Origin of the sequence: Actinokineospora inagensis DSM 44258 (assembly GCF_000482865.1) — a bacterium.
Taxonomy (GTDB): Bacteria; Actinomycetota; Actinomycetes; order Mycobacteriales; family Pseudonocardiaceae; genus Actinokineospora; species Actinokineospora inagensis.
The window spans coordinates 130,722-156,209 of the sequence record NZ_AXWW01000005.1; the positions used below are offsets into that span (position 1 = coordinate 130,722).

Below are 25,488 nucleotides of genomic sequence, written 5' to 3' on the forward strand. Positions count from 1 at the left end.
AGAACGCCGTGGACAGGTCGATGCACCTAGCCAACCACCTGGGTTGAACCACTCCCCTTCGTCAGCGGGTGTCGCAGGCCGGGTAGCTGGTGGGGCACGCGGTGTAGCGGATGGGGTGGGTGCTGATCATCGAGGCGATGGTGGGCCAGTTGTTGGTTGGCCTGCCGATCAGGTAGGTCCACATGAGATGGCTGGCGTGCAGGTAGTCCTCACCGTTGTTGTAGATGTCGAGCGGGGTGAACGGCGCTCCGTAGCCCTGGAACTGGGTGCCGAGCAGCTCCGGCTCGTCGATGTTCTGGATGACTGCGATGCTGCCGGTGAGGTTGCCGCACCCGGTGCCGGGGTACCCGGTCACGCACTGCTGCCCCCAGGTCAGCTCCTTGGGCGGCGTCGTCTTGTCGGTGGCGGTCTTGCCCAGCAGGTCCGGTCCGCTCTCCGCGACCCGGTGCGAGTTCTCGAACAACACCAGCGCGCTGGTGTTGGGCTGGTTGCCCATGAAGTTGTTCTCGATGACGATGTTGGTGTTGGGGAACGCGGCCGTCCCGGCGGTGAGGGTGCGCTCCAACTGGCTCAACAGCGTGTTGTCGTTGTAGCCGCCACCGGTGGCGACCTGGGAGGCGGTCTCGGTCAGCACGACGCCCTCGACGTCGGGGTTGCTGTTGTAGCGGGCGCCCAACGCCTGCAGCAGCGCGATGAGCCGGTCGGTGACGGCCTGCCGCCAGACGGCCGCGGTGATCGAGTAGCCGCCACCGCCGTACCACCAGCCGCTGGTTCCCGTCGTGGCCCCCGCGCCGTAGGTGGCGGTGTCGGTCGTCAGGTAGCTCGGCAGCACGGCGTTGAGGAAGCCGCGCGGGTCCTGGTTGGGCGAGCCCTGGAAGCCGCTCGACGAGATCTCGATGATCAGTTTCTTGCGCGGGGTGGGGTTCCCCTGGTTGAGCCGGGCCAACTCCGCGTCGATGACGCCGAAGTTGTACACCCCGCGACCGGTCTCCAGCGCCCCCCAGTAGTAGTTGCCCTTCCAGCCCGCGAGCGTGGGCGAGGTGTTGACGACGTTCAGTTCACCGCTGGCCATGCTCGCCGGTGTCGACGCGCTGTGCCACCAGTCGCTGGTGATGTAGTGGCCCGGATGCCATTTGACGGCATTCGCGCTCACAGTGCCGGTGGCGGCGGCAAAAAGGGTGTTCGCGAGCAGACAGCCGACGGATAACAGAATCGCCGAAACAATGAAGCGTCCTGATTTCACAGCCCCTCCGAACAGATCGAATCTGCGACCCCCGACGCTAGCAAGCCGCGGAAGTCGGGCACAACGATTGCCGCACAACAGTTTTCGCGGGTATTGGCCATCCTGGACCCGCGGTCCGGAAAAACGACCGGTGTAGACGACAAACCGGACTGTCGGGCAAACCGCCCGAACCCGGCGTTTCCGGGCCGAGCGCGGTTCACTCGTCCGTGTGGCCTGCGGCATCCGGCCATGAGGATCGCCGGTGTCGGTTGCCGTCATTACCGAAGATCACTCGATGTGGTCATCTCCGGCGAAACGGCGAACCTCGACTGTCGGGTTCCGCAGGCATGACGCATCGTCCACAGCACACGTTGCTCGACGAAAGGGAACCATGAGAACGACACGGCGACTCGCGCTCGGGTTGGTTTTCGCCTGCCTGGCCGCTGTCCAGTTCGTGAGCCCGGCCGCCGCCGCCCGGGGGACGTTCACGTTCTACGACGCGGACGGCGGCGCGGGGATCATCGATCCGGACGACAACACCTGCTACCCGCTCGGTTCGACGGTCCGCCGGGTGGAGAACAAGACCGACCGGCAGGCGACGTTGTACCCGTCCGCGGATTGCCGTGGGAAGTTCGCGATGGTCGTGCCCGCCCGAGCGAGCCGTGACACGAAGCGGGGCGTCGCCGTGGTGTTCCAACGGCCGCGGCGCTGAAGCCGCTGCAGTGAGCACTGTCCGCCGTGGCCTGCCACAGCGGACAGTGCTCCGTCACTAGCCCCAAGTTCGCTAGGTGGCACGCGGTTCCCACATGGACAGCCGAACCGTGAAACCCGTGTCGTCGGTGGCGAGGGTGACGTGGTGGCAGAGCTGGTGGACGAGCCAGAGGCCGTAGCCCCCGCCGCCGGGGGCAGGGTCGGCGACGAGCCCGGCAAAAGGGTCGGCCGGACCGCGGCCGCGGTCGTGGACGGTGACGACCATGTGGTGGTCCCGCGACCACACCCGCAGCCGGACCGGTCCGACGCCGTAGCGCACCGCGTTGGTGACGACCTCGCTGACCGAGACCACCAAGTCCTCAAGCTCGCCCGGCGACAGGGCGTTCCCATTGGCCGCCACGACCGCGTTGCGCGCGGCGGCGGGCGAGGGGTCGACCAGGTCGACGACGGGCGGCTCGTGCTGGATGGCGTGCGGCGTCATCGGGCGCGTGTGGGCGAGGAAGGACAGCGGCTCGACGTAGTCGGGGTTGGCGACGAAGGTGCCACCGGTGGCGGCGACGACGGAATGGGTCCTGGCCACGTCCTCCAGGACGCCCGCCGAGGTGGTCCGGGTGTCGTAGACGCACATGCACCGCACCGGGAACCGGTCATACGCGTAGTTGACCGCCGACTCGTACCGCGACCAGACATCCCAGCCGATCGGCGAGGCCGGGACCTCACCGAGGACCCGCACGGCCGTCGAACCGCCCGCGACCAACCTGGTGAACAGGTCGCAGTAGGACCGGATCGCGACCGCCGGGCGCGTGTAGTGCGCGTCGCCCGGCAAGATCGTGACCGCCGAGGAGTCGACCCCGGCCAGCACGAGGTCCACCCGCGACGGGTCAAGGGCGACGACCACGGCCTCGCCCCGGTCGAGCCCGTCGGCGAGGAACGAGGCTCCCGCGGCGCTCAGTTCGTCGTCGTCGCCGTAGTACAGCGCGACGTGGTCGTAGGTCATGCCACCTGCTCAACGCGCACGGTGGACAGGCCCAGGATGTCGACCATCCTGGCCGGGCTGAACCGCCGCGTGCGCAGCACCACCGTCGTTCCCCGGCGTTCGGCCTGCGCCGCCAGCCGCAGCAGGCCGTGGTGGTCGATGAAGGTCAGCTCCCGCGCGTCCACGACCACCTCACCGGGCTCCCACTGCCCGGCCACGTGGCCGAGCGCCCAGGGGAACACGTCGTGCGACCGCAAGTCCAACTCCCCTTCCAGCGCCACCGCGCCGCCACCGCCCCACCCGTGCAGGCGGAACGGCACCGTGTCCGCGTTGCCCCGCGGGTGCAGGGCGGCGAGCCGGTTGATCACGTCGGACCCCAGGTCGGGGCGGCTGTAGGCGCACATCGCCTCGAACCGGTACGCCGCCATGTAGCGGTCGACGGCGTGCTCGTAGGTCGCGAACGCCGCCAGTTGGGCGGGGGTGCGGACCAGTTCGGTGGTGTTCGCGGCCACCCGCAGACCGGTGAATCCCGCCGCCACAGCCGCCTGGGTCTCCGCGTGGTAGACCCGGACCTGCTCGTCGGGATCGACGACCACACCGGCACCGTAGACACCGTCGAGTGACCGGACCTGCACGGCGCCGCGATCCCACTGTTCGTCGAAGTCCGGCAAGTCCCGCAGGTCGCCGACCAACTCCTCGACCGTGCCGGGAGCGATCAGGCAGACCCGCTTGCCCTCCCCCAGCCCCTCGGCCATGAACTCCCTGGCCCGAGCGGCGAACTCGTCCCGGTCGGTGAACGCCCAACACAGGTGCCCGCGACCGTCGGTCGCGGGCAGGTGGTTCGACTCCGCACCCGGGTTCACCGGCTCACCTTACGCCGGCCCGCGGCACCTGCCTGGTGCTCTCAGACCGCGACGCGGTGGGACGGGTTGGTGTCCTGCGGGCCGGGCGTTCCGGTGACGGCGGGGAGGGTGAAGGTGAAGCGGGAGCCGCCGGTGGGGTTGTCGGTGGCGGTGATGCGGCCGCCGTGGCGTTCGACGATGCGTTTGCAGATGGTGAGGCCGAGGCCGGTCCCGGGGTAGCCGGGGTCGCGGTGGGCGCGGTGGAAGTTGTCGAAGATCACCTCGTGTTGGCCGGGTGGGATGCCGATGCCGTTGTCGGCGACCGTCACCTGGACCTGGTCGCCCCGGCGGGTGGCGGTGATCTCGACCTCGGGGGTGGTCCCCGGCGCGGTGTACTTGACCGCGTTGCCGATGAGGTTGTCCAGCAGTTGCCGGGCGAGCACGAGGTCGGCGCGGACGGGCGGCAGGGCACCGATCCGGAAGCGGGGCTGGGTGAACCCGGCGGCCGCGGCCGTGTCGCCGCGTACGGTCGCGATCTCGGTGGCCAGGGCGGTGAGGTCGATGGTGGTGGCGGCGATGGTCGCGTCCCGGGCGGTCGTGTACGCGAGCAGGTCGTTGATCAGGTTCCGCATCCGGGCAGAGGACCGTTTGACCCGGACGAGGCCCTGGCGGGCGCGGTCGACCATCGGGTGGGTGGGGGCGTCCTGCAGCGCGTCGTCGGCGTCGTCGGTCCAGCCCTCGACGGCGGTGAGCGGGTTGAGCAGGTCGTGCGCGACGACGCCCGCGAACGCGGCGAGTTCGTCGCGGTGGCGCCGCTCGGCGGTGACGTCGTGGTAGAGGACCACGGCGTTGTGCCCACCTCGGCCGTCGGGCAGGGCGGTGGTGCGCACGTTGAGGATGCGCCCGTCCGGTAGTCCTTCGTGGCGGACCAGGACGTCCATCGGTTCGATGACCTCGCCCGCGGCCAGGCGCACGTGCGGCATCTCGGCCGGGGTCAACGGGGTGCCGTCGAGGTGGAAGAAGCCGTAGTGACCGGTGTCGGCGACGGTGTCGGCCGGGCTGAGCCTGCCGCCGAGCAGGGTCGTCGCGGCGGGGTTGCGCAGGGTGATCCGCCCGTACGGATCGATCACGGACAGCCCGTCGGCCATCGAGTCGATGATGGCGCGCTTGAGTTCCGCGCGCCGCGCCGCGTCCTCCCGTTGCCGCCCCAGCTCCCGCAACAGGGTCTCCCGCTCGTCCCGACCCAGCGCCAGGGCCAGCCCGACCACGGCGACCACGATCACGAACAGTTGCACGAACAGCGCGCGGCCCGCGTGGGAGTTCACCGCGGTGAACGGCCCGGAGCCGTTGAGGGTGAACACCACGGCGAACGTCGCGACCGCCGCGTTGTGCGCGGCCACGAACGGTGTGGGCAACCGGGCCGCCGCCCACACCGTGGGTGCGACCAGAATCGCCGTGACCGGCACACCGTGGCTGCCGAACCCGAGCGTGTACGCCGCCGCCGTGCACACTGACACGCCCACGTACTCGGCCACCCTGGTCCAGCGCAGTCCCGCCGGTCGGGCGACCTCCCCGCCCCGCCGAGCCGCCACGACCCGACCGACGCACAACGCGACCGCGCCGACGACCAGCAGGCCCGCGAAGTTGCGCGCCATCCACACCGCCGTCATCACCCAGGAGAACCGGCTCGTCGCCAGCCACATCCCGGCCGAGCCGACCACCGCGCCCACCGAGGACGCCAGGTACGCCACCCCCAGCAGGACCCACAGGTCAGCCGGGGTGCGCAGGCCCCCGTCCGCCCGCCAGGTCCACAACGCGGGCCGCCACCGCCGGAGCAACGCCGCGAACACCTCGACCTGCAGCAGGTTCGCCACCACGAAGACCGCCGCCTGCGCCGGGCTCGCCCCGGTCGCGGTGTTCACCGCCACGGTGATCGCGGCGAGCAGCGCCACGTCGACGGCCTTGCTCACCGCGCGGCCCGGGGCGCAGAACCACGCCGCGGCCACCCCGGCCGCGGGCCAGACCAGGCTCAGGCTGGATTGGTCGAGCACGGTCATCCGCCCGGCGACCGAAGCGACCAGGTAGAGCCCGGCGAACACCGCGGTCCGCACCAGCGAGGCAGCCGACGCCGTCACCTCGGCCCCACTCTCCCGCGGTCGGCCAGCAGGTCCCGCACGGCCGCCCGCAGCGCGTCACCGCTGGACGGCTTCACCACGTACACCGCGGCCATCGCGGCCATCCGCTCGACGTCGGGCCCGGACCACAGCACGGTCAGGAAGATCGCGGGCAGCCGCTGGTCGATCTCGCGCAACTGCCGCAGCAGGTCGACCCCGTCCATGCCCGGCATCGCCACGTCCAGCACGACCAGGTCGGGCAGCCCGGCGCTGTCGACCGCGGCCAGGGCCAGCGGGCCGCTGTCGACGGGCAACACCTCGTGGCCGTCCTCGCGCAGCCACCGCACGACGAGGTCGCGGACGTCGGCGTCGTCGTCGACCACCAGAACCCGTGCCACCGCACCTCCCCGCCTGTCGCACCGTCCGGTTCGGACTCGGCGCACGCCCCCCGTCCGAGCCTCCGATCGCTCCACAATGCACGACCACTCCACCATGCGCGATCCGAAACCGCACCAGGGCAGCAAATCCCACGTCGAGTGACCAAACGCCGAACGGCAACGAGCGGAGACCTACTCAGGTCGGGTGATCCGGCGACGCTGTGTGGAAACGTCACGCGTTCCCGCTTAGCCTGCGTGTCATGCCCGTCAGACAGCACATCCACACCAAGGTGTGGTCATCGACCCGAAACGCGGCCCTCGTCTGTCCATTCGCGTCGATCAACCGGAAGCTGTGCGCCATGGACCACCCGCCGTCGCTCGCGGCCCACCCGCTCCACCGCGCGCGGTGACGTTGACCATCACCGACCCGCCGAGACCGGCGCCAACGACCACAACCAGCACCGAACACCTCCCCTGGCCGAGGAACACCACTGCCGAAGACGATCACCGCGTCTGGATCGACACCCCGGTCTCCGGCGCCGTCGTGGTGGGCGTGCGCGGCCCCCGGATCGGCCCGGCACTGCACGAACTGCGCGCCGCGTTAGCCCACGCGGTGGCCATGGCACCCCGCCTGATCGTCGTCAACCTGTTCGACGTGGCCGTGGTGGAAGCGCGCGAGGCCACCGAAGTCGAGTCCGCCTGCAGGCGGACCCGTGCCACGTTCCGGATCGTGACCCGGCGCCCCGCGGTGTTCCGGGTCCTGCGCGACACGCGGCTGTGGGACCTGGCCCAGATCGACCCCACCATCACCCAGGCATTGCGCGCGCCGTGGAGTTGATCTCCATTCCACTGTGGATGATCTCCCGGCTAGTGGTGGACGTCCTCGTGCCTGCGCGGCTGGACCGGCGACACCGGCGAGGTGGTGGCCTGGGCGGGGACGGTGCGTTCGAGGGCGGCGCCCTCGACGTCCAGTTCCGGGAGCCAACGCAGCCACTTCGGCAGGGCCCAGGCGGACTTGCCGAGCAGGGCGAGCGCGGCGGGGACGGCGATCATGCGGACCACGATCGCGTCGAACACGATGCCCGTGGCCAGGGCGAAGCCGATCGGCTTGATCGTGTCGTCGCCCTCGGGCACGAAACCGGCGAACACGGCGAACATGATCGTGGCGGCGGCGACCACGACGGTGGCCGCCTGCCCGAACCCGGTGGTGATGGCTTCCTCGGGTTCGGCGCCGTGCGCGTGCGCCTCGTGCATGCGGGACACGAGGAACACCTGGTAGTCCATCGCCAGCCCGAACAGGATGCCGACGATGATGATCGGCGACAGGCTCATCAGCGGGCCGGTGGCCTTCGCGTTGACCACGGCGCTCAGCCAGCCCCACTGGAACACCGCCGTCGTCGCGCCGAGCACCGCGCCGATGGTCAGCAGGAAGCCGAGCACGCCGACGACCGGGACCAGGATCGAGCGGAACACCAGGATCAGCAGCACGAACGCCAACCCGACCACCAGCGCGAGGTACACCGGCAGCGCGGAGTCCAGCTTGGCCGAGACGTCGATGCTGACCGCGGTGGTGCCGGTGACGTAGACCGCCGCGCCGTCCACGTCGGCCAGTTGATCGCGCAGGGCGTGCACCAGGTTCGTGGTCTCGGTCGCGTCCGCCGCCGACGACGGGATCACGGTGATCAGCGCGGCGGTGCGGTCCTGGTTGGGTCGCGGCGCGGTGACCACGGCGACGTCCGGCAGCGCGGCGGCCTGGTCGCGCAGCACCGCTCCCCTGGTCAGCGACTTGTTCCCGTCGACGAGGACGAGCAGCGGCGCGGTGTACCCGGGGCCGAACCCGGCGTCGACCAGCTTCTCCGCGCGGGCCTGCGTCGTGTCGCTCGCCGGGTGCTGCACCAGCGAGGTCCGCAGCCACAGGACCGGGATGGCGATCACCAGCAGTGCCAGCACGGCGGCCGACAGCGTGATCCACGGGTGCCGGGTGACCTCCTCGGCCCACTTGCGGTGGAAGCCGTGGTCGACGTGCACGGGGGCGCCCTCGTCGCGGGACTTGCGCGGCAGGGCGCGGCGGCCGACGAAGGCGAGCATCGCGGGCACCAGGGTGATCGCGATCAGCACCGCGATGACGATCGTCGCGGCGGCGGCCAGGCCCATCTCGGTGAGGAACGGAATGCCCGCCACGGACAGACCGGCGAGGGCGATGACCACGGTCAGTCCCGCGGTGACCACGGCGGACCCGGCGGTGCCGACCGCCATCGCGGCGGACTCCTGGACCGGGCGACCGGAGAGCAGTTCCTGGCGGAAGCGGGTGACGATGAACAGGGCGTAGTCGATGCCCACCGCGAGGCCGAGCATGATCGCCAGGATCGGGGTCGTGGCCTGCAGTTGCACGAACCCGGTCAGCGTGGTGATGCCGAGCGCGCCGATGCCGACCCCGACGATGGCGGTCAGCAGGTTCATCCCGGCGCTGACCAGCGATCCGTAGGTGACGGCCAGCACCACCAGCGCCACCAGCACACCGATGATCTCGGCCGGGCCGCCCACCGTGGACGGCGGCTGCAACACGTCACCGCGCACCTCGACGGTGAGCCCGGACGCACGGGCCTGCTCGACGGCGGCGGTGAGCGCGTCCCGCTGGTCGGCGGTGATCTCCGGGGCGGGGACCGCGTAGGACACCGTGCTGTAGCCGATCCGCCGGTCTTCCGACACGGTCGGGTTGGCCGGGTTCACCGGATTGCTCGCCGCCGCCACCCCCGGTAGCGACTTGAGCGTGGTGACGATCCCGCCGACCTGTTCGGCGATCTTCGTCTCGGTCAGCGTGTGCCCCTCCGGCGCCCGCAGCACCACCTGCGCCGAACCACCCCCGGACGCCGCCCCGAACCGGTCGCGCATCAGGTCCAGCGCGACGGTGGACTCCTGCCCCGGTATCCGGAACGTCGACACCGTCTTCCCGGACAGCGTCGCCGCGCCCACGCCGGTCGCCACGAAGACGACCAGCCACACCAGTGCCACCGCTACCCGGTGCCGCGCGGCGGCCATCCCGAGCCGGTACAGCAGAACAGCCATCGCACACCCTCACCGGTCGCGCTTGACCGACCCGTCGGACGCACACCGGGTGGCCGCGCCTCCAGGGTTGCCCGGGAACGCTTGTCCCGCTTGATGAAGCGCACGTTCGAGTGACGCGAGTGGACGGTGTCGCTAGCGGCTGAGCAACCCCCGCAGCGCGATGGCCAGGAACCGGTCGGCCTGCTCCGGGGTGACCCGCTCGCCCACCATCGCGCAGGCCGAGACCAGGGTCTGGACGTCGGCGCCGGTGGTACCGGGTCGGATCGCGCCGGACTCGACCGCGGCGTGGGTCACCCGTTCGTTGACGGTGGACATCCGGCCGCAGTCCCGGTACAGCCCCGATGTCTCATCTGTCTCGCCGTCCTCGGCGCCTTCGAGCAGGTGAACGGTCAGCCCGCGGTAGGTCGTCGCGTGCGCGACGGACAGGGCGACCCACCGGCGCAGCGCCTCCTCGGGCGGTAGACCCGCCAGCGCGTGCCCGGCCTCGATGAGCGCGTCGTTGCGGTCCTGCAGGACGGCGCCGATCAGCGCGCGGCGGGTGGGGAAGTGGCCGTAGAGGGTGCCGATCGCGACACCAGCCAGTTTGGCGACCGCCTCCAGCGACGCGTCTGCGCCGCGCTCGCGGAACAGTTCGTCGGCGGCGGTCAACAGGCGGTCGCGGTTGCGGCGCGCGTCCGCCCGGGGTCGCCGTGTGGTGGTGGGCACTGGACCTCCACGATCAATTCGAGGTAGCCTCGATTTAGTAGCTCGAGGCTACCTCAGGTTAGTGGGGGCGGGGATGATCCTGGTGACCGGCGCGACCGGACAGGTCGGCGGCCACCTGCTGCGGCACCTGGGCGACACCGCGGTCACGGCACTGGTCCGTGATCCGACTGGGGGTGCGCCGCCCAGGTGCCGCCTCACCGGGCTCGGGTGGAGCGTGCTGCGGCCCAACGCGTTCATGCAGAACTTCCGGACGCGCGCCTTCGATCACGTCCTGGGTTCCTACGGCACCGGCCGGGTGTAATACGTGGACTGCGCGGACATCGCCGCCTGCGCGGCCGCCCTGCTCACCGGTGATCCACACCCCGGCGCGGTGCCCACGCTGACCGGCCGCCCCGCGCGTACCTTCGACGACTTCCTGTGCGACAACGTCGCCGTCATCCGGCGATCCTGGGCAGGGATGTGAGAGGCCGTCGAGCAAATGCGACGCGATCCGGAAAATGGTCACCGGCAGCAGAGCCGACAACAGTCACGGAGGTGCTCGTGCGCGCACACGCCCTGTCCTGGATCGCCCGCTGGGACGCCCAGCAGGAGTTCTACGTCCCGCACCGGGAAACCCTGTTCGGCGTCATCGCCGACGCGGTGGCCGAGGTCACCGGCAAACCCGACCCGCTCGTGCTGGACCTGGGGTGTGGACCCGGCTCACTGTCCGTGCGCCTCCGCGAGCGCATCCCGGGCGCCCGCGTCGTCGGGGTCGACTCCAACTCGCTGCTGCTCGCCCTCGCCCAGACCGCGCACGCCGACACCCCCGGACTCCGGTTCGTCTCCGCCGACCTCGGCTCCCCCAACTGGTCCGACCGCCTCGACCTCGACACCCCGGTGGACGCCGCCATCAGCACGACCGCGCTGCACTGGCTCACCGAGCCCAAACTCCGCGCCACCTATGCCACAGTCCACGCGCTGCTCACGCCCGGCGGCATCCTCCTCGACGGCGACCACCTCCTCGTCACGGACACCGCCCCCACCCTCGCCCGCGTCCAACGCCACCTCGCCCGCCCCACCCAAACCCCCCGCGACGACTGGGAACAGTGGTGGGACGCCATCGCGCAGGACCCCGACTTCGGCCCCCTCGTCACCCCGCGCACCGGCCACAACTCTCACGACGAAAGCCAAGCCCTCGCCACCCACCACGCCGCCCTGACCGCCGCGGGCTTCACCGAGATCGACACCCTCTGGCAACACGGCGACAGCCGCGTCCTCGCCGCAATCCGCTGACCACGAACGGACCGGCGCCCATTGTGTCTACTGTGGACACAATGGGCGCCGGTCCGGAAGCTGTCGGTGGACGGGGACCTGGCTCAGGCGGCGGCGAGGGCGAGCAGGGAGTAGTCGACCTGGGCGGCGCCTGCGGCGGTGACCTGGACGCGGGCGTCGCGGCCCTGGCCCGGGTTCGACTCGATGACGATCAGGCCGCGGCGCTGGAGGGACATGACGGCGTCGGTTTCCCACTGGGACAGCTCGCCCGCGGCGGTGCCGGTGTAGTCCGCCCAGCGGAAGCCCATCGGGCCGCCCCACAGGCCGTTGTGGAAGAGGATCGCGCCCTCGGCGACGTCGTGCAGGGCGATCGTCTCGTTCTCGGTCATCGCTGTCTCCCACCATCGGTCGGTCGCGGTCAGTGGAACCATCGTGACCCCCGAAGCCCTTGCCGCGGGCGGAAAACACCAACTCCGCCGCCGACCCGCACCCCGGGTACAACCGTCCACCCAGGAAACGGCAACCCGCTGGTTCTACACTGCGTCGCCATTCACACAGCAACCACTCGACCGTGTTTCACCGCTCCGGGTGGGTGGACCGACCGGGTCCAAGCCAGCGTGACCGGCGCCACTCGGATGGCCCACTGGGGTCGCGGACGGGTGGCCCGACCTACCGACGCAGGCGGCCGGTCGTGAGATGGTGGGGGTATGAGCGACGACATCCGGTGGGTGCTGGCCAACTGCGACACGTGGGCGGTTGTCGGCTTGGCGGACAACCCGGCCCGAGCCGCGCACGGGGTGGCGCGGTTCCTGCAGCAGCACGGCAAGCGGATCGTGCCGGTGCACCCCAAAGCCGAGGCGGTATGGGGGGAGCCGGGGTACGCGAGCCTGGCGGACATCCCGTTCGAGGTCGACTGCGTCGACGTGTTCCGGCGGTCGGAAGACGCGGGTGGGGTCGCGGACGAGGCGATCGCGTTGGGGGTGAAAGCCGTGTGGTTCCAGTTGGGGGTGATCGACAACGCGGCGGGGGCGCGTGCGCGGGCGGCGGGGCTCCGGTTCGTGCAGGACCACTGCCCGGCGATCGAGTGGTCGCGGCACGGGCCAGCCTGATCAGCGCAATATCCGTTCCAGCGCGTCGGAGAGCATGACCCGGGTCGCGCCGAGCTGGTGGATGCCGTGGTTGAGGTGGTTGTTCATCGAGGTCACGTCGCTGCCGGGGGTGGTGCACTCGGTCGCGCCCGCTTCCAGGGCGGTCAACGCGTCGGTGAAGGTGGCACTGACTCGGGCGTCGGGTGGGGGCGGGAAGTCCTTGGCCGCACGCAGCACCGGCAAGAGCGGGGCGCAGTCCTGGTCCCGCAGGGGCGTGTTGGTGGCGAGGACGTTCTGGAACACCGCGCCATCCGCCTTGATGACGGAGGCGACCACGTCCCAGCCCCCGCCGTATATCCAGACGGAGACCGCGTGGTCGTGGTTGGTGCCCGCGTCAGCCGAGGGCGGGGCGGCGATCGAGACGGCACGGGAGGCGTGCGGCCAGCGCCACACCAGGACACCGGACACGAGCGCGACGAGCGCCAAGAACACGGCGGACCGCTTGCCCGCGGCTCTTGCTTGATCACCGCGCCGGAGGGCGAGCGCGCCGCCGAGCAGGGCGGCCACCGTGCCCAGGAACGGCAGTACCTGCAGCGGACGGGCGGCGAGCACGCTGTCGACCTCGCCGTCCTGCCCGTGGGTCCACCAGATGCCCACGGTGGCGACCAGGCCGACCAGCCACACCGCTGACAGGGCACCCGTCCACCCGGCTCGACGCGCCGTGACAACGGCCACGACGACCTGCACCGAGAACACCGCGAAGATGCCCCACGCGGTGCGCACCAACGCCGCCTCGGGCGAGGCCGCCGTACCCGACAGCACCAACACGACCACCGCGGCGACGCCACCCACACCACCCACCACCATGGCGAAGCGGGAGACGCGCCGGGTGAGCAACGAGACGCACACCGCGTTCGTCCAGTCGTTCATGACGCACCAGAGCAGGCCGGACGTCGACGCGCTGCGCAACCTCAGCGCCACGACCGGCACCAGCCACAGGAGCAGCAACGCCAGCGCCGTCACCACTCGGGTCGAGTTGAGCAAGAACGACCACGTCACCACCTCAAGCACCATGTGGTCCACAGTGGACGACGCGTAGCCGCGCAGGATGTCCACCGTGGGGCGCATGTCGACCGCCCACAACGACTCGGCCTCCGGGGTCTGGACATACCAGCTCACCACCGAGTAGGTGACCACCGCCACGCAGGCGGCGACGAAGTACGGGTGCCACCGCGTCGTCATCCGGCCAACGCAGTACCCGGCCCAGCAGCACAACAGCACCGCCGCCGCCACGAACCCGACCCAGATCACCGGCTCCCACCACGTGATCAGGAGGCCGCCGCGCGGATCGAGCACGTCACCGAGGACAACGCCGAGGCCGACCGCCAGACCCGCCCGCGCGAACACGCCCCGCTTCGGCCCGGACGTGCGCAAGTAGGCCGCGCCGCGACGAGCGGTGGTGAACACCAACACCGCGATCACGACGGCCCACACGATCCGCATGACCGGGTAGGAGATGTTGTCCGCGTGGTACCAGGTCAGGTCGCCGAGACCGGCGACAGTGTTGCGCCAGGCCAGTTGCAGCGCCAGCGCGCAGGCCAGGACCTCCCAGAAACCAGGCCGCGACAACGAATCCGGATCGCGCATGGCAGCGTGGCGGGCCGCGTGGGTGGGGTGGATCGCCAGCCAGCGCCGAATGGTCCGGGTGGGGGTGAGACCGTCGTACGGGTCCGGTTCGCCGGTCCAGCGCACCACTTGCGCGTCCGCGTAGCGCTCGCGGGAGCGCAGCACGGCCACCCGGGCCAGGTACACCAGCGCCGCCATGGCCACGAGCCGCCAGATGACCTCCCACTGGATGTTGCCCGGGTTCGCCCACCGGAACACCCACGGTGTGCGGCTGAGCAGCATCGGGTCGACGAGGTTGAGCAGGTACGGCAACAGGACCACGAACACGAACGACCGCCACACCGCCAACGTCGCGTACGTGGTGGTCACGTCTGACCGCACGTGCGCGAGTTCATGCAGGACGATGGCCTCGAACGAGCGCGGGTCGCGCCGGTGCAACGCGACCAAGCCCGCGTCGAGGCAGACGATCTTGCGTCGGTGGTGTCCGAACGCGACACCGCCCGCGCGCGTGCTGGTGGCGTCGATGACGAACTCGGGGGCCTTGCGCAGTCCGGCGCGGCGAACCAGCTCGTCGAGCGGTCGCGCAGTTCGGCGGCGAGCGGACCGTCCAGCGGGACGAGCCGGGACCGGCGGACCCGCCAGCCGGGGCGGACCAGGTAGATCACCACGGCCACGCCGAACAGCAGGACCAGCCCGACCGCCAACCAGATCGCCCGGGTCCACAGGAATCCCGACATGCAGTCGCGGTAGGCGCTCCACCGGTGCTCGTCGGGGTCGATGACGTGGGCGGGGGTGAAGTAGAGCCCCGAACGGACCTGGCAGGTGGCGTCGTCGAGCACCGTTGCGGCGGGCCACGCCGAGGCGTAAAGGCCGAAGACCTGCAGGGTGACCGCGACCGCGATCAGCGAGACGAATCGCAGCGTGGTGCCCGACGGCGGGGCCGCCGGGTTACTCGACACGTCTGAGTTCGTCTTTCAGCGCGTCCGCCACCCGGGTCGCCTGTTCCTCGGACAAACCGAGTTCCAGCGCCTTTTCGTGGGCCATCCGGTGCAATTCCGCCAGTTGCCCGTCGGTGATCTCGACCGCCGGTCGGGCGCGGTCGCGGGCCCGTTTCCACAGCTTCCCGCCCGCGTCGACAACGGCGTCGCCCGCCCGGTCGACCAGCCGGTTGTAGGTGGCGGTCGCGACGGCGAGCGCCACCGGTGACACGAGCGCCACCACCACGTCGATTCCCGATCCGAGCACCTCACCCGGCCTGCCGCGACGGGCGGCCACCTTCTCCGGAGCGCGCGAATAGGCGGCGCTGATCGGCCCGAACAGGGCGAGCTCATCGGGCGCGACCGCGGTGACCACGGCGCGCGCGGTCGAGACAACGAAGTCCTCGTGATCCACACCCACATGGTCCGGACCGGACCATGTGGTGTCATCGTCCATTCGGGCGGACACCCGGCCACCGCCGCGGCAACACGGGACGCCGTGACGGGAGACACCCCGGACCACGTTCGGTAATCAACGCGATACCGCTGTTCGTCCCACGCCGAACCAGCGATCCGGGGTTCGACGTGGCGCGATGGAATCGGACCGTTCGCGCATTCTCACCGTGCGTGGATATCACCAACACCCAAAGAATCCATTTGGGTCTGTGCGCCGCGAGTAGCGTCGAAATCGGTATTCCGGTTTTCGAGGTCAAGGAGGTCTGCATGTCTATTCGGACCGCGATCGCGGCTGTCGCGACGGGCGCGGCGGTGCTCGGGCTCGCCCTCCCCGCACAGGCTCTGCCCAGCGTCTACCTGTACACCGCCCCGACGCTGACCGCGTGTACGCAGGCTGGGAACAACGGTACGGCGGGCAGCGTGTTCTCCAGCTTCCACTGCCAGAACGGCGTGACCGGCTACAGCCTCAGCGTCATCCCCACCACCAACCACTTCACCGACGTCTACATCGCCACCTTCCTCACGCTCGCCGAGTCCGACACCGCGGGCACCAACGGGGTCTCTGGCGGCGCGTGGACCTCTTACCGCAACCGCTCTGGCGTCGCCGGTTACGACCTGCTCGTCAGCCGCTGACCCCGGGCCTCCGCCGTGCCCGTCGGGGGTGACGGGCACGGCGGAGGGCGGTCACTGCGCGGACATCGACCCGAACCCGGTCGACACGGGCAGGACCAGGTCGTCCACCACCGAACGCTCGCCCTGACCGGCGCCGGTCGGGGTGATCAGGTAGCCGGTGCCGGGGGCGTCGGTGTCGGTGCCGTCGTCGAGGGCGTTGTGCACGAGGTCGCCGGGGACCGACTGCAGGGACACCGAGTTGAAGCCGATCCCGCTCGGGACGGGCTGGTGCGGCTCCACCTCGGCCTCGACCAGGGCGCCGACGCTGGCCAGGCTCTCGATCCCGGTCAGTGTGATGTCGAAGTCGACCAGCCGCAGGCCGTTGCCGCTCCACTCCTGCCACTTCTCCAGGAAGCCGGTCCAGTCGGAGTTGACCCACAGCCCGTAACCGCCCGCGCCCGCGCGGAACACGCCGGAGTACCGGGGGGAGCCGTTGACCTGGGTGATGTCCAGGTCGACCAGCCGCAGCCCCTGGCCGCTCCACTCCTTCCACTTGCCGACGAAGCTGTCCCAGTCGGCCAACGCCCACAGGCCGTAGCCGCCGGAGCCCGCGTTGAACACACCGGAGTACCGCAACTGGCCGTTGATCGAGGCCACCGTCAGGTCGTCCAGGCGCAGCCCGGCGGCGCTCCACTCCTGCCACTTGGCCACGAAGTTGGACCACTCGGCGTTCACCCACAGCCCGTATCCGCCGCTACCGGCCCGGAACACGCCCGAGTACCGCGGCTGGCCGTTGACCTCGGTGATGTCCAGGTCGACCAGCCGCAGCCCCTGGCCGCTCCACTCCTTCCACTTGCCGACAAAGCTGTCCCAGTCCGCCAACGCCCACAGGCCGTACCCGCCCGCGCCCTGGGTGAACACGCCGGAGTAGCGGAGCTGCCCACCCGGCTCGCTGACCTCCAGCTCGTCCAGGCGCAGCCCGGCGGCGCTCCACTCCTGCCACTTCGCCACGAAGTGCGACCAGTCCGCGTTGACCCACAACCCGTGGCCGCCCGATCCGGCGGTGAACACACCGGAATACCGTTGCCCCTGCGGGAAACCGAGGTGGTACGGGGTGTGCGGGCACAGCGCCCACGTGTTGGCCTTCATCAGACACGGCTCGCCGCCACCGGGGGCACAGGTCTCGCAGTTGGCGTTCGGCTTGCCCCACGGCCCCCACGACCCACCGCAGTCGCAGCCGCTGGCCGAGTACTCGTCCGGGGCACCGAAGATGTGCCCGGTCTCGTGCGCGAACACGCGGTCGATGTTGTCCGGTCCCCAGCCGTTGTTGCTGTACTGCAGCACCAGCCGCGGACCGCCGATCGAGGCGTACGCGAAGTGCCGCACCGGGTACTTCGTGAAGAACGCGACGTAGGCCCAGTCGGTGTTCAGGCTCGCCCGTAAGGAACTCGCGTACGCGGCGGCCGTGTCGTGGCCGAGCGCGTGCAGCGCGGGATCCCGCCACAGCGGTTCCTTCTGGTCGTCGGTCGCCGCCGGGTCCGGGTGCACGTCGATGGTGACCGAGTGGATGTCGTAGACCCAGGTGACCCCACCCGGGCTGCTCTGCGCGCCCAGCCAGCCCAACCCGTTCTGCACCTCGGCGACCACCTTGACCCGCTCGGCGTCGGTGAACGCCAGGTCCGGCCCGTTCACGACCACGATGCCGACGGCGACCCGTCCGGTCAGCCGCGCCGACAGCGGCGCACCCTCCTCAGTGGACTCAGTGGCCCCGGTGGCCGCCTCGGGCACGGCGGGGGCGTCCGCGTCGCCCCAGTTGGCCCCGTCCAGCGGCCGCTCCGCCTTGGCCGCCGCGTACTCCGCGGACTCCCGCAGGCGCAGCGCGGCCAGCCCCAGCGCGCCGACCTCGTCCAAGTCCTCGGTGTTGATGTCTTGTGCCGCAACGGTTCCCGGCTGCACCGCCGCGATCGTCACGTGCGGCCCGTACTCGTGCGCGACGCGGTGCGCCTGTCCGCGCGTGACCAGTTGCTCGTTGAGGTTGATGTCTCCTGCCATGGGCTCCGCTCCCTTGCTCGTCGCGCCAGAAGGATCACCCCGTCGACCCGGCGCCGTCCTGCCCGAATGGACGGCCACCGAGGCGGTCTTCCGCTCGGTTCGGTCGAGTCCTTCGGCGGGCGGGGGCGGCGGCGGGCGGTCGGCGGGGTGCTCTACTCTGTGCGCGTCGCAATCGACCTGGGGGTTTGTCGTGATCTTGTACTTCGGTGGCGCGTTCGGCCTGCTGCTGCTCGGCCTGTGGATCTTCTGCCTGGTGGACGTGATCACCACGCCGGAGGGCGCGACCCGCAACCTGCCCAAGTCCGGCTGGCTGCTGATCGTGCTGCTGCTGGCCGACATCGGCTCGCTGCTGTGGCTGGTCGCCGGGCGCCCACAACAACCGGGCGGCTACCGCCCCGGCGCCCACGAGCGCTCCGCGCCCCGGTTCCCCGAATACGACCGTCCCGGCCGTTTCGCCGCCACCGACGCGGAATCCGACGAGGAATTCCTCCGCCGGTGCCGGGAACGCGCGGAAGAACAGCGCCGAAAGGCGCGGGAGAACAAGCAGGAGTTCTGACCACCATCGCGTGTGCTTTCGATCGGGCTGATCGAGTTCCCGGTCAGCCCACCACGCCTACTACCCCGCGGAACAGTTCTCGCGCGCTTACTGGCGTGGCACTGTCGCCTTTGTGACCACTCCCCCGGCCTGTGGCTCAGGGGTGGCTCAGGCGGCGGTCGGGAGGTCGATCAGGCCTGCACCGGCGTCGGACACGCGGACCCGGGACTCACGCACACCCAGCGCGGGCTCGATGACGACGTAGCCGCGGCGGACCAGGCGGGCGATGGCCTCGCACTCCCACTCCGGCACGTAGCCCGCGGGCGCGCCGTTGGACGACCAGCGGAAACCCTCGGGCCCGCCGAACCAGCCGCGGTGGAACAGGACGGACTGGTCGGCCACGTCACGCAGGGCGGTCATCTCGTTCTCGGTCATCTCGACTCCTCACGGCGTTTCCCGACAGACACGAGCATCGCCCATACCCGGTTCACCCGGGGGCTTCGCACCTGACGGGCACCGACCACGCAATCGAGGCGCAACCGAACTCACCAACGGGTGACCCGCCGACCACCCACCACGGGGAGTGGCCCACCCCCGCCACCCGCTCCGCCACCGGACGGGCGGTCGGACGAACGCGGGGATTCGTCGGGGAGTGAGAAGTACCCGCTCCCATTAACGGGACGGCGAAATCACCAGCCTGCATCCGGAGCAACCTGATTGCCGGTGATCAACAGCGCGTTTACGATTCGGCCCCGAAGACCGATCTGTCGCGGTTTCCGGACGCGCGACCGGTGGCGAGTTGGTGGAGTTGGACCCGAACCGCCCCGGTGTCATCGCGGGCCTGGACCAGCCAGTGATCCGAAAGGAGCAACACGTGCGTCTACCTGCAAGGGCGCATCTCCTCCCAGCCGCCGCGGCGCTGGCGAGTGTCACCGTGCTGGGGATTCTCATCCCCGTCGCCGACGCCAGTCCGGGCACCAGTGCCGCCCCGACCGTCACGGCCACCACCACCCCACCCAGCTCGCCCCCCACCACGGCCACGTGGGACCCCTGCTACCAGGGGCCCCCGTCCAGCCCGCCCCCCGGCACGACCTACCTCAACGCACCCGCGTCGAGCACCACCACGACGCGGCCGTCGGTCCCGGACGAGAACTTCGCCCTCTCCGGAGTGGCCAGGGCGTCTTCGACGCTGACCTCCTACTACCTCGCGGCGAAGGTCAACGACGGCAACATCGGCACCGCCACCAACTGCCAGTACGCCTGGGTCAGCGCCAACCGCTCGGTGGACAACCCGGAATGGGTGTCGGTCACCTGGCCGGAAGCCCGCGGCGTCAGCCACGTCGTCATCTACCACAGCCTCGGCCTGGAGAACCGCGACTTCGACATCCAACTGCTCAGCGACACCGGAGCCTGGTGGGACACCGTCGCCACCTACAACAACAACACGAACACCGTGGTCAAGTCCTGGTTCGCCCCGCACACCACCCGGGGCGTGCGCGTGCTGGTCAAGGTGGGCACCACCACCGCCCCCGCCATCGCCCGCGTGAACGAGATCCAGGCCTTCGCCTACTGACCGGCTGCGGTGGGTCTGCCCGCGGGCAGACCCACCTACGGGCCGCGCGGGTGACCGGGGTCTCCGGGGTGTCAGAGCGGCGTAAAGACGGTGGTCAGGGGCGTCAAGGGCGCGTTAGCGGCTGGTCAAGGCCGCGGTGAGGCGGGCAACGCTCTCTGGGCGGTCCACTCCGGACCGCTGGGAGAGAAGGGGCGCGGCCATGGCCGACCTGGCCTACGCGGTGCTGGTGATCGCGGTGTTCTCGGTGTTGGCGCTGTGTGTGCGCGGGCTGGACAGGCTGTGAGCGGCACCGGGGTGGTGGCCAACACCGTCGGCGGGGTGCTGGCGCTGGCGCTCATCGTCTACCTGTTCATCGCGCTGATCAAGCCGGAGAAGTTCTGATGTCCGACACCATGGCGGGCCTGTTACAGGTCGGCCTGCTCGTTGTCGCCTTGGCCGTGGTGTACCGGCCGTTCGGTGACTACATGGCCCGCGTTTACACCGGGAGCAAGCATTCCCGGGTCGAGCGGGCGGTTTACCGCTTCACCAGGGTCGACCCGGATTCCGAGCAGCGGTGGGGGAACTACGCGCTCGGGGTGCTCGGGTTCTCGGTGGTCGGCGTGGTGTTGCTGTATCTGTTGCAGCGGCTGCAGACACTGCTCCCGTTCAATTACGGCAGGGGCGCGGTCGCGCCGGGGGTGGCGTTCAACACGGCGATCAGCTTCGTGACCAACACGAACTGGCAGTCGTACGTGCCCGAGACCACCATGGGCCACTCCGTCCAGTTGCTGGGCCTCACCGTGCAGAACTTCCTGTCCGGCGCGGTGGGCATGGCGGTCGCGATGGCGTTGGTGCGCGGGTTCGTCCGGCAGCGCACCGACCGGCTGGGCAACTTCTGGGTGGACCTGACCCGCGGCACGATCCGCATCCTGCTGCCGGTGGCGTTCCTGTTCGCGATCGTGCTGGTCGCGCTCGGCGTGGTGATGAGCTTCAAGTCCGGCGTCAGCGTGGACGGGCAGACGGTCGCCACGGCGCCGGTGGCCAGTCAGGAAGCCATCAAGGAACTCGGCACCAACGGCGGTGGCGTGCTCAACGCCAACTCCGCGCACCCGTTCGAGAACCCGAACGCCTGGACGAACCTGGTCGAGATCTTCCTGATCCTGGTCATCCCGGTGTGCCTGACCCGCACGTTCGGCACCATGGTCGGCAACCGCAAGCAGGGGCACGTGCTGCTCGGCGTGATGGGCGCGCTGTGGGCGGCGGTGCTCGCGGTCATCTGGGCCGCGGAGGCGCACGGGCTCCGACCGTTGGAGGGCAAGGAACTCCGGTTCGGCATCCCCGGTTCGGCGTTATTCGCCAACACGACCACGGCGACGTCGACGGGTGCGATCAACGCCCAGCACGACAGCCTCACCGGGCTCGGTGGCGGTGGGACGCTGCTCAACATGTTGTTCGGGGAGATGACCCCGGGCGGGGTCGGCACGGGCCTGTACAGCATCCTGGTGATGGCGGTCATCGCGATGTTCCTGGCCGGGTTGATGGTTGGCCGCACCCCGGAGTACCTGGGCAAGAAGCTCGGGAAGCGGGAGGTCACCGCCGCCGCGATCGCCATCCTGGCCATGCCCACGGTCATGCTCATCGGCTCCGGTGTCGCGGCGGTGCTGCCCGGCACGACCAGCGCCTTGAACAACCCGGGCGCGCACGGCCTGTCTGAAATCCTCTACGCCTACGCATCCGCGTCGAACAACAACGGCAGCGCGTTCGGCGGTATCACCGTCACCAGCGACTGGTTCCAGGCGTCGCTGGGCGTGTGCATGGCGCTCGGCCGGTTCATCCCGATCATCGCGGTGCTCGCTCTGGCCGGTTCCCTTGCCGCGCAACGGAAAGTCCCGGTGTCGGCGGGCACGCTACCCACCACCGGGCCGGTGTTCGCGAGCATGCTCGGCGGCAGCGTCGTGCTGGTCGCCGCGCTCACCTTCGTCCCCGCCCTCGCCCTCGGCCCCATCGCGGAGGCACTCCAGTGACCACCATGACCCCGTTAGCGCCCGTTCAAGAGCCGAAACCGTTGCGACAGCACGCGGTGAAGGCGGGCGTGTTCAACCCGCGGCAACTGCTCACGTCCATTCCGGACGCACTGCGCAAGCTCGACCCGCGCCACCAGTCGCGCAACCCGGTCATGTTCGTCGTCTGGATCGGGTCGCTGCTGGTCACCGTGTTCGCGATCGGCGAGCCCAGCGTGTTCACCATCGCCGTGGCGATCTGGCTGTGGTTCACCGTGCTGTTCGCCAACCTGGCCGAGGCCGTCGCCGAGGGCAGGGGCAAGGCGCAGGCGGAGTCGCTGCGCAAGACCAAAAAGGACACCATCGCCCGTCGCGTCACCGAGGCCGGGGAAGAGTTGGTCCCCGGCACCGAGCTGCGGATCGACGACCTGGTCGTGGTCGAGGCGGGCGAGGTGATCCCCGGCGACGGCGACGTGGTCGAGGGCATCGCCACGGTCGACGAGTCGGCCATCACCGGCGAGTCGGCCCCGGTCATCCGGGAGTCCGGTGGCGATCGGTCCGCGGTGACCGGCGGCACGACCGTGCTGTCCGACCGGGTCACCGTGCGGATCACCACCAAACCCGGAGAATCCTTTGTAGACCGGATGATCGCGTTGGTCGAGGGTGCGCGGCGGCAGAAGACGCCGAACGAGATCGCGCTGACCATCCTGCTGTCCACATTGACCATCATCTTCCTGCTCGCCGTCGTCGCGCTGCAGCCGTTCGCGGCGTACTCGGGCGGCACCCAGTCGGTGATCGTGTTGACCGCGCTGCTCGTGTGCCTGATCCCGACCACGATCGGCGCGCTGCTCTCGGCCATCGGCATCGCGGGCATGGACCGGCTCGTGCAGCGCAACGTGCTCGCCACCTCCGGCAAGGCCGTCGAGGCGGCGGGCGACATCGACACGTTGCTGCTGGACAAGACCGGCACGATCACCTACGGCAACCGGTGGGCCACCGAGTTCATCCCGGTCGGCGGTACCCCGCTCGACACCCTCGTCGACGCGGCCCGCTTGTCCAGCCTCGCCGACGGCACACCCGAGGGCCGCAGCATCGTCGAACTGTGCGTCACCGAGCACGGCCGCTCGGCGGAGCCGACCGACCACGAGAAGACCGGCGAGTTCGTGCCGTTCACCGCGCAAACCCGGATGAGCGGCATCGACCTCGGCGGCCGCAGGGTCCGCAAGGGCGCCGCGAGCGGCTTCGTACTGACCGCGGAGACCCGGCGGGTCGTCGACGAGATCAGCGCCCAGGGCGGCACACCCCTTGTCGTGGCGGACAACGACGCCGTGCTCGGTGTGATCCGGCTGTCCGATGTGGTCAAACCGGGGATGGCGGCGCGGTTCGCCGAACTGCGCGCCATGGGCATCCGCACGGTCATGGTCACCGGCGACAACCCGTTGACCGCCAAGGCGATCGCGGCCGAGTCCGGAGTGGACGACTTCCTCGCCGAGGCCAAACCCGAGGACAAGATGGCGCTGATCCGGGCCGAGCAGGAGGGCGGCAAACTCGTCGCCATGACCGGCGACGGCACCAACGACGCCCCCGCCCTGGCCCAGTCCGACGTCGGCGTCGCGATGAACACCGGCACCTCGGCCGCCAAGGAGGCCGGGAACATGGTGGACCTGGACTCCGACCCGACCAAACTGATCGAGATCGTCGAGATCGGCAAGCAACTGCTGATCACCCGGGGCGCGCTGACCACCTTCAGCGTGGCCAACGACCTGGCCAAGTACTTCGCGATCCTGCCCGCGATGTTCGCCTCGATCTACCCGCAACTGGGTGGGCTGAACATCATGCACCTGCACTCGTCGAACTCCGCGATCCTGTCGGCCGTGGTGTTCAACGCCCTGGTGATCATCGCCCTGGTCCCCCTCGCCCTGCGCGGCGTGCGATACCGACCGTCCAACGCCTCCGCGCTGCTCCGCCGCAACCTCCTGATCTACGGCCTCGGCGGCGTGCTGGCCCCGTTCGCCGGCATCTGGCTGATCGACCTGGTAGTCCGACTCATCCCCGGAATCGGGTGAACACCGTGCTCAAACAAACCCTGGCCGGCCTGCGAATCCTGCTGGTGCTGACCGTGATCACCGGCATCCTCTACCCCACCGCCGTCTGGGCGGTCTCCCGCCTCCCCGGCCTCCACCCCAACGCCGAAGCCACCAACACCACCCTCGTCGCCGTCCCCCGCGACGGCACCGGCTGGTTCTTCCCACGCCCCTCGGCCGCAACCCTCCCCGCATCCGGCGGATCAAACAAGTCCGAGGTCAACACCGACTACACGGCAACAATCGCCCAACGCCGCACCGAAATCGCCCACCGCGAGGGGGTGGCGGAGGACCAGGTGCCGGAGGACGCGGTGACAGCCTCGGCATCCGGCCTGGACCCGGACATCTCCCCCGCCTACGCCGCCATCCAAATCCCCCGCGTCGCCCGCGAAACCGGACTCCCCCTGGCCCAGGTGCGGTCCCTCGTATCCGAAGCCACCACCCCCCGCCCCCTCGGCTTCATCGGCGAACCCCTCGTCAACACCACCCACCTCAACCACCTGCTAACCACCTCACGATGAGCCACCCCCTCTCGCCCTGCCCCCTCCGGGCGCACCCCAGCCCCCACCCTTCCCGGGGGGCGTCCCCGAGGCCAGTCTACCGACACGGCAAGGTCAACAGGAGCCGGCGAACCAAGCTGGGGACGAGCGAACGGGATGTGGACAACTCGCCCCGGGCGGACAGGCGGGATGAGCATCCGCGCAGGGCTGGAGTTGCCCGAGATCACACAAAACCAAAGCCAACGAGGAGTCAGGCACCTACCCAAGCCCCAATGCCACCAACTCAACGTTTTCCCTGGTCGCGACCGGTGCTGAGTCCAGATCGCCCACTGCTCGACCATCCAAACAGGACAATCAGGCACGCTAGCCCAGCAGCCGTTAATCACGTCGGCGCATCCGGTCACCCACCCTGTGACGGCAGCCTTGCCGTCGACACTCGCAACGCGCTCTGAACTGCGACAACAATCGTCGAGTCAGTGGCATTGCCTCAGCCCGTAAGGCGTGAATCGAGGTCTCGACGCTCTGCGGTAGCCCTACCGCCACCTCTTACCGCACCCCACCCGGGCGCAGCCCGGCCCCCACCCTCCCGGGGGGCGTCCCCGAGGCCAGTCTACCGACACAGCAAGGTCAACAGGAGCCGGCGGACCAGGCTGGGGACGAGCGACGAGTATGTGGACAACTCGACCGGGAACCGGCAGCGGAGTGCGTACCCGGTAGAGCGGGCCGAAGTCGCGGGAGATCA

Annotated in this window: 26 protein-coding genes; 14 read left to right on the forward strand and 12 right to left on the reverse strand. The window is 70.1% G+C overall.

The window, feature by feature from the left end; all coding sequences use genetic code 11:
* Positions 1 to 61: 61 nt before the first annotated feature.
* On the reverse strand, positions 62 to 1,072 hold the full coding sequence (locus tag H504_RS0100650; RefSeq protein ID WP_026421184.1) for a hypothetical protein: 1,011 nt from the start codon (positions 1,070 to 1,072) through the stop codon (positions 62 to 64).
* A gap of 541 nt (positions 1,073 to 1,613) precedes the next feature.
* Between H504_RS0100650 and H504_RS0100655 the strand changes: the two genes are divergently transcribed.
* Complete coding sequence (locus H504_RS0100655) at positions 1,614 to 1,934, forward strand: hypothetical protein (protein ID WP_157440129.1); 321 nt, start codon at positions 1,614 to 1,616, stop codon at positions 1,932 to 1,934.
* Between the two features lie 72 nt (positions 1,935 to 2,006).
* On the opposite strand, the gene H504_RS0100660 is transcribed toward H504_RS0100655, so the two are convergent.
* The 4 genes from H504_RS0100660 to H504_RS32625 are packed head-to-tail and all read right to left on the reverse strand — an operon-like array spanning position 2,007 to position 6,263.
* Complete coding sequence (locus tag H504_RS0100660; RefSeq protein ID WP_026421186.1) at positions 2,007 to 2,930, reverse strand: sensor histidine kinase; 924 nt, start codon at positions 2,928 to 2,930, stop codon at positions 2,007 to 2,009.
* Positions 2,927 to 3,772 carry an MEDS domain-containing protein gene (locus tag H504_RS32615; protein WP_051385348.1) on the reverse strand — a complete coding sequence of 282 codons (846 nt, stop codon included), beginning with the start codon at positions 3,770 to 3,772 and terminating at the stop codon, positions 2,927 to 2,929. Before H504_RS32615 ends, H504_RS0100660 begins: the two co-directional genes overlap by 4 nt.
* A 41-nt stretch (positions 3,773 to 3,813) precedes the next feature.
* Positions 3,814 to 5,886, reverse strand: coding sequence for an ATP-binding protein (locus H504_RS32620; RefSeq protein ID WP_051385349.1), 2,073 nt, complete (start codon positions 5,884 to 5,886; stop codon positions 3,814 to 3,816).
* The gene (locus H504_RS32625) at positions 5,883 to 6,263 is read right to left on the reverse strand and encodes a response regulator (protein WP_035302886.1); all 381 of its coding nucleotides are present in this window, start codon (positions 6,261 to 6,263) and stop codon (positions 5,883 to 5,885) included. Before H504_RS32625 ends, H504_RS32620 begins: the two co-directional genes overlap by 4 nt.
* Before the next feature lie 385 nt (positions 6,264 to 6,648).
* Between H504_RS32625 and H504_RS0100685 the strand changes: the two genes are divergently transcribed.
* Entirely contained in the window at positions 6,649 to 7,080 is a 432-nt protein-coding gene (locus tag H504_RS0100685) for a hypothetical protein (protein ID WP_026421187.1), read from the forward strand.
* A gap of 29 nt (positions 7,081 to 7,109) precedes the next feature.
* On the opposite strand, the gene H504_RS32630 is transcribed toward H504_RS0100685, so the two are convergent.
* Together H504_RS32630 and H504_RS0100695 are read right to left on the reverse strand one after the other, a co-directional pair.
* Positions 7,110 to 9,308, reverse strand: a complete 2,199-nt coding sequence (locus tag H504_RS32630) for an MMPL family transporter (RefSeq protein WP_051385350.1) — start codon at positions 9,306 to 9,308, stop codon at positions 7,110 to 7,112.
* A 132-nt stretch (positions 9,309 to 9,440) separates the two neighbouring features.
* Positions 9,441 to 10,013, reverse strand: a complete 573-nt coding sequence (locus tag H504_RS0100695; protein ID WP_026421188.1) for a TetR/AcrR family transcriptional regulator — start codon at positions 10,011 to 10,013, stop codon at positions 9,441 to 9,443.
* A 73-nt stretch (positions 10,014 to 10,086) separates the two neighbouring features.
* Here H504_RS0100695 and H504_RS0100700 point away from each other — a divergent pair, with 73 nt between their 5' ends.
* From H504_RS0100700 to H504_RS0100710, 3 genes are all read left to right on the forward strand, one after another.
* Complete coding sequence (locus H504_RS0100700; protein ID WP_026421189.1) at positions 10,087 to 10,314, forward strand: NAD-dependent epimerase/dehydratase family protein; 228 nt, start codon at positions 10,087 to 10,089, stop codon at positions 10,312 to 10,314.
* Between the two features lie 3 nt (positions 10,315 to 10,317).
* The gene (locus H504_RS42260) at positions 10,318 to 10,476 is read left to right on the forward strand and encodes a hypothetical protein (RefSeq protein WP_211239223.1); all 159 of its coding nucleotides are present in this window, start codon (positions 10,318 to 10,320) and stop codon (positions 10,474 to 10,476) included.
* Between the two features lie 71 nt (positions 10,477 to 10,547).
* Positions 10,548 to 11,285, forward strand: a complete 738-nt coding sequence (locus tag H504_RS0100710; RefSeq protein WP_026421190.1) for a class I SAM-dependent methyltransferase — start codon at positions 10,548 to 10,550, stop codon at positions 11,283 to 11,285.
* Positions 11,286 to 11,368: 83 nt separating this feature from the next.
* On the opposite strand, the gene H504_RS38225 is transcribed toward H504_RS0100710, so the two are convergent.
* On the reverse strand, positions 11,369 to 11,653 hold the full coding sequence (locus H504_RS38225) for a hypothetical protein (RefSeq protein ID WP_084467270.1): 285 nt from the start codon (positions 11,651 to 11,653) through the stop codon (positions 11,369 to 11,371).
* A gap of 318 nt (positions 11,654 to 11,971) precedes the next feature.
* On the opposite strand from H504_RS38225, the gene H504_RS0100720 reads away from it, so the two are divergent.
* Positions 11,972 to 12,373, forward strand: a complete 402-nt coding sequence (locus H504_RS0100720; protein WP_026421191.1) for a CoA-binding protein — start codon at positions 11,972 to 11,974, stop codon at positions 12,371 to 12,373.
* Here H504_RS0100720 and H504_RS43940 read toward each other — a convergent pair whose 3' ends face one another.
* A complete protein-coding gene (locus tag H504_RS43940) occupies positions 12,374 to 14,833 on the reverse strand; it encodes a M48 family metalloprotease (protein ID WP_425394023.1) in 2,460 nt (819 codons plus the stop codon). It lies immediately after the preceding gene.
* 93 nt (positions 14,834 to 14,926) lie between these two features.
* Positions 14,927 to 15,370, reverse strand: coding sequence for a hypothetical protein (locus H504_RS32645; RefSeq protein ID WP_157440131.1), 444 nt, complete (start codon positions 15,368 to 15,370; stop codon positions 14,927 to 14,929).
* Positions 15,371 to 15,678: 308 nt separating this feature from the next.
* On the opposite strand from H504_RS32645, the gene H504_RS0100740 reads away from it, so the two are divergent.
* Positions 15,679 to 16,044: a hypothetical protein gene (locus H504_RS0100740; protein ID WP_026421194.1), complete on the forward strand. Its 366-nt coding sequence runs from the start codon at positions 15,679 to 15,681 to the stop codon at positions 16,042 to 16,044.
* A 51-nt stretch (positions 16,045 to 16,095) separates the two neighbouring features.
* Here H504_RS0100740 and H504_RS41780 read toward each other — a convergent pair whose 3' ends face one another.
* Positions 16,096 to 18,075 carry a hypothetical protein gene (locus H504_RS41780; RefSeq protein WP_169735301.1) on the reverse strand — a complete coding sequence of 660 codons (1,980 nt, stop codon included), beginning with the start codon at positions 18,073 to 18,075 and terminating at the stop codon, positions 16,096 to 16,098.
* Positions 18,076 to 18,268: 193 nt separating this feature from the next.
* Between H504_RS41780 and H504_RS0100750 the strand changes: the two genes are divergently transcribed.
* The gene (locus H504_RS0100750) at positions 18,269 to 18,631 is read left to right on the forward strand and encodes a PLD nuclease N-terminal domain-containing protein (RefSeq protein ID WP_026421195.1); all 363 of its coding nucleotides are present in this window, start codon (positions 18,269 to 18,271) and stop codon (positions 18,629 to 18,631) included.
* 147 nt (positions 18,632 to 18,778) lie between these two features.
* Here the strand turns inward: H504_RS0100750 and H504_RS0100755 are convergent, their stop codons facing one another.
* On the reverse strand, positions 18,779 to 19,045 hold the full coding sequence (locus tag H504_RS0100755) for a hypothetical protein (RefSeq protein WP_026421196.1): 267 nt from the start codon (positions 19,043 to 19,045) through the stop codon (positions 18,779 to 18,781).
* Positions 19,046 to 19,484: 439 nt separating this feature from the next.
* Here H504_RS0100755 and H504_RS0100765 point away from each other — a divergent pair, with 439 nt between their 5' ends.
* The 6 genes from H504_RS0100765 (at position 19,485) to H504_RS0100790 (ending at position 24,767) form a co-directional block, all read left to right on the forward strand.
* Complete coding sequence (locus H504_RS0100765; protein WP_157440132.1) at positions 19,485 to 20,183, forward strand: discoidin domain-containing protein; 699 nt, start codon at positions 19,485 to 19,487, stop codon at positions 20,181 to 20,183.
* Positions 20,184 to 20,319: 136 nt separating this feature from the next.
* Positions 20,320 to 20,466 carry a hypothetical protein gene (locus H504_RS40730; protein ID WP_157440133.1) on the forward strand — a complete coding sequence of 49 codons (147 nt, stop codon included), beginning with the start codon at positions 20,320 to 20,322 and terminating at the stop codon, positions 20,464 to 20,466.
* Complete coding sequence (kdpF, locus tag H504_RS0100775) at positions 20,463 to 20,564, forward strand: K(+)-transporting ATPase subunit F (protein WP_026421198.1); 102 nt, start codon at positions 20,463 to 20,465, stop codon at positions 20,562 to 20,564. The genes H504_RS40730 and kdpF overlap by 4 nt, the downstream gene beginning before the upstream one ends.
* A complete protein-coding gene (gene kdpA, locus H504_RS0100780) occupies positions 20,564 to 22,186 on the forward strand; it encodes a potassium-transporting ATPase subunit KdpA (RefSeq protein ID WP_026421199.1) in 1,623 nt (540 codons plus the stop codon). The genes kdpF and kdpA overlap by 1 nt, the downstream gene beginning before the upstream one ends.
* A gap of 5 nt (positions 22,187 to 22,191) precedes the next feature.
* Entirely contained in the window at positions 22,192 to 24,228 is a 2,037-nt protein-coding gene (gene kdpB, locus H504_RS0100785; RefSeq protein ID WP_026421200.1) for a potassium-transporting ATPase subunit KdpB, read from the forward strand.
* Complete coding sequence (locus tag H504_RS0100790; protein ID WP_026421201.1) at positions 24,225 to 24,767, forward strand: potassium-transporting ATPase subunit C; 543 nt, start codon at positions 24,225 to 24,227, stop codon at positions 24,765 to 24,767. The genes kdpB and H504_RS0100790 overlap by 4 nt, the downstream gene beginning before the upstream one ends.
* Positions 24,768 to 25,488 lie beyond the last annotated feature (721 nt).

Bases quoted from the DNA above. Each gene is read 5' to 3' on its own strand.
- H504_RS41780 (WP_169735301.1), bottom strand. From the start codon at position 18,075: ATGGCAGGAGACATCAACCTCAACGAGCAACTGGTCACGCGCGGACAG.
- kdpA (WP_026421199.1), top strand. From the start codon at position 20,564: ATGTCCGACACCATGGCGGGCCTGTTACAGGTCGGCCTGCTCGTTGTC.
- H504_RS32630 (WP_051385350.1), bottom strand. From the start codon at position 9,308: ATGGCTGTTCTGCTGTACCGGCTCGGGATGGCCGCCGCGCGGCACCGG.
- H504_RS0100655 (WP_157440129.1), top strand. From the start codon at position 1,614: ATGAGAACGACACGGCGACTCGCGCTCGGGTTGGTTTTCGCCTGCCTG.
- H504_RS38225 (WP_084467270.1), bottom strand. From the start codon at position 11,653: ATGACCGAGAACGAGACGATCGCCCTGCACGACGTCGCCGAGGGCGCG.
- H504_RS0100740 (WP_026421194.1), top strand. From the start codon at position 15,679: ATGTCTATTCGGACCGCGATCGCGGCTGTCGCGACGGGCGCGGCGGTG.
- H504_RS0100720 (WP_026421191.1), top strand. From the start codon at position 11,972: ATGAGCGACGACATCCGGTGGGTGCTGGCCAACTGCGACACGTGGGCG.
- H504_RS0100700 (WP_026421189.1), top strand. From the start codon at position 10,087: ATGATCCTGGTGACCGGCGCGACCGGACAGGTCGGCGGCCACCTGCTG.
- kdpB (WP_026421200.1), top strand. From the start codon at position 22,192: ATGACCCCGTTAGCGCCCGTTCAAGAGCCGAAACCGTTGCGACAGCAC.
- H504_RS0100650 (WP_026421184.1), bottom strand. From the start codon at position 1,072: ATGGCCAGCGGTGAACTGAACGTCGTCAACACCTCGCCCACGCTCGCG.
- H504_RS0100660 (WP_026421186.1), bottom strand. From the start codon at position 2,930: ATGACCTACGACCACGTCGCGCTGTACTACGGCGACGACGACGAACTG.
- H504_RS0100755 (WP_026421196.1), bottom strand. From the start codon at position 19,045: ATGACCGAGAACGAGATGACCGCCCTGCGTGACGTGGCCGACCAGTCC.